Source organism: Streptomyces turgidiscabies Car8 (genome assembly GCF_000331005.1).
In the GTDB taxonomy this organism is placed as follows: Bacteria; Actinomycetota; Actinomycetes; order Streptomycetales; family Streptomycetaceae; genus Streptomyces; species Streptomyces turgidiscabies.
Window position 1 is genome coordinate 1 of the sequence record NZ_AEJB01000393.1, and the last position, 2,907, is coordinate 2,907.

At 68.3% G+C, this 2,907-nt stretch carries 2 protein-coding genes and 1 pseudogene; 1 reads left to right on the plus strand and 2 read right to left on the minus strand.

Annotated elements, in window-relative coordinates; genetic code table 11:
• Positions 1–177 precede the first annotated feature (177 nt).
• Positions 178–1,209 carry a LacI family DNA-binding transcriptional regulator gene (locus STRTUCAR8_RS28815; RefSeq protein ID WP_044473068.1) on the minus strand — a complete coding sequence of 344 codons (1,032 nt, stop codon included), beginning with the start codon at positions 1,207–1,209 and terminating at the stop codon, positions 178–180.
• Between the two features lie 140 nt (positions 1,210–1,349).
• On the opposite strand from STRTUCAR8_RS28815, the gene STRTUCAR8_RS55840 reads away from it, so the two are divergent.
• Positions 1,350–2,174 (plus strand): fumarylacetoacetate hydrolase family protein, encoded by an 825-nt coding sequence (locus tag STRTUCAR8_RS55840; RefSeq protein WP_100247698.1) that lies wholly within the window; start codon positions 1,350–1,352, stop codon positions 2,172–2,174.
• Positions 2,175–2,216: 42 nt separating this feature from the next.
• On the opposite strand, the pseudogene STRTUCAR8_RS50360 reads toward STRTUCAR8_RS55840, so the two are convergent.
• Positions 2,217–2,834, minus strand: a pseudogene (locus STRTUCAR8_RS50360) (ABC transporter permease); the annotation flags it as partial.
• Positions 2,835–2,907 lie beyond the last annotated feature (73 nt).

Below are 2,907 nucleotides of genomic sequence, written 5' to 3' on the forward strand. Positions count from 1 at the left end.
GGGGGGGGGGGGGGAGGTCGACCTCGGCGTTAGTAGGTGAGGTTGCCTCCGGTGTTCGTCGGTGGGGTCGCCTTGGGAGTTGACGGGTGAGGCCGCCTCCGGCGTTGGTGAGGGAGGTCCACCCCGGCGTTCGTGAAGGAGGCCGACCCCGGCCTTCGTCGCTGTGGGCGCCCCCGCTCAGGCGGGCCCGGGCGGGGTCTTTTCGTCCGGGGGTGCCGTGCTGCCGCGCAGGACCAGTGATCCGGGGGAGACCGAGGTGTACGGGCCGTCGTTGCCCTGCTTGGTCTTGAGGCGGCGCAGCAGCCACAGCGCGCAACCGGTGGCCATCTCCTGGATCGGCAGCCCGATCGTGGTGAGTCCGGGACCCCACCAGGAGAACCCCGGCTCGTCCCCGAAGCCGACCACGGACAGTTCCCCGGGCACCTTCACGCCCTGCTCGGACAACTCCTCCAGGACTCCCAGGGTGAGTTGGATCGAACCCAGCACCAGACCGGTGGGCGCGTCCGGCCCCTTCAGCAGCCGGCGCACCGCCTGGCGCCCGTGGTCCACCGACGCCGGCGGCGCCAGTTCCGTACGCCCGGCGTCGTCCGGCAGGCCGCCGTCGCTCAGGGCGTCGCGGAAGCCCCGCAGACGTTCCGCGCCCGTGGGCAGTTCGGTGGGACCGCCCACGTACGCGAGGCGGGTGTGGCCCTGCGCCACCAGGTGGGCCGTGCCCCGGCGCAGCGCCTCGTGGTCGTCCACGCCGAACCACTGGGAGCCGAGCGACGGGTGACGGCGCAGCAACTGAAGGTGCGGCACCGCTTTGAGCAGCTTGACCGACTCGCTGTGCGGGCGGGCGGTGGGCACGATGATGACGCCGGCCACGCGGTTGGCGGACAGCTCGCGCAGGTGGCGCAGTTCCACCATCCGGTCGTCGTCGGTCTCCGAGAGCATCAGCTGGAAGCCCTCGGCCTCCATGTTCTTGGACAGCTCGTGCGCGATCGTCGAGTAGAAGCTGTTCCGGATGTCGGGGATGACCAGCGCGACCACGTTGCTGGACGCGCCGCGCATCATCCGGGCCGCGCGGTTGCCGACGTAACCCATCTCGGAAGCGGCCTGGCGGACCCGGAACTTGGTCTCCTCGCTGATGCGGGAATCGTCGGAGAGCGCCCGGCCGACCGTCGAGACGGAGATTCCGAGGCGTTCGGCGATGTCCCTGGTAGTGATCACGTGAGGCCCCCTTGAGCTGACTGATCCCGGTGTCGTCACTTTCCGTGTGCCAACGATAGCGCTCTCGTTGCGCTCGGTGGCCGGCGAAGCGGCGGCGTCCGGGTTGATCATCACCTTTATGCTAACGTTAGCACTGCTGAATGGGCCGTGCAGCCGCCCGTGGCTGCCCAGTTGCGGAGGTGTCCGTGCGGATCGTCAGGTATGCCGTCGACGGTGTGTGTCATTACGGCGAAATGGAAGCCGGTGACGTCAGGGTCGCGAGATTCGAGGGCGACCCCTTCACCGGACTGTCTCCCACCGGGAAAATCGACGAGGTCGGCGACGTGGTCGTTCTCGCGCCGCTGGACAGGCCCCGGGTATTCGGATTCGCCTACAACTACGCCTCACACATCGACGAGACCGATCGTGAGGTCCCGGAAGTCCCCGTGTGCTTCATGAAACCGAGCACCGCGGTGATTGGACCGGACGACGCCATCGTCTATCCGGCGGACGGTGAACTGATCCATTTCGAGGGCGAGTTGGTTGTCGTCATCGGAAAGGAAGCCCGCCGTGTGAAGCCCTCGGAGGCCCATGAGTACATCCTTGGCTATACGTGCGGCAATGACGTCAGTGATCGGATCGTCCAGCGCAAGGAAAGCGCCTTCGGCACTCTTCTCATCGGCAAGGGGCAGGACACCTTCGCTCCCCTCGGACCGGTCATCGAGACCGAACTGGACCCGTCGAACCTGTCACTGACGACCCGTGTGAACGGCAGCGTCACGCAGTCGGCGAGCACCGCCGACCTGCTGCTGGACGTTCCCGGCATCGTCAGCTACCTCAGCCGTTACCTGACCCTGCTGCCCGGAGACGCGATCATGACCGGCACGCCTGCCGGCGTCGGGCCGATCCGTCCGGGGGACGAGGTCGAGGTGGAGATCGAGGGCATCGGAGTACTGCGCAATCCGGTCGTGGCGGAGGGCGTCTGACTCCCGGACGTCCGCCGTCCGCCGGACGAGCGGCACAGGGGCCAGCACCGAGATTCCGCCGGCCACCGACCGCAGCAGCGCGCCCAGGGCGGCGCCGATCACCCCGACCAGGCCGAGGTAGAGCCCGGCGCCCAGCAGGCTTCGTATGACTCCGGCGTGCGTCAGGCTCATCGCGGCGGGCGTGCCGGAGACGATGCCGCTGCCGAAGCCGAAGGCGACGAATGCGCCGAGGCTGCCGATTACCAGCGCGACCAGCCCGAACACGGCGGCCTTGGACCACATCACGGGCAGCCGTCGGGGGACCGCCGCAAGTGTCGAGCGGATCATGCCGGTCGAGTACTCGCCCGCCGTGACCAGCACGCCGAGCACGCCCAGAGCCAGCTGAGCGAAGTTCGTACCGAAGAGGGACAGGCTCACCGCTGTCGAATCGGCGAAGTCCCGGTCCATGTGGCCGGAGTTGATCCCCGACTTGTAGCGGCTCGCGGAGATCAGGCCGAAGGCCACCAGGAACAGCAGACCGAGGCCCAGGGTGATCCACGTCGAGCGCAGGGACCACAGCTTGGCCCATTCGAAGGAGAGCACGCGCCGTCCGGTCACCCGGTATGCGGGGCGGGCGGGGGTGGTCCGGGGTGTCTCGGCGGTTGCGGTGAGGGTGCTCATGCGGACCTCCCAAGGGTTTCGATCCCGGTCGTGGAACCGTGGTACTCCACGGCGTCCCTGGTCAGGTCCATGA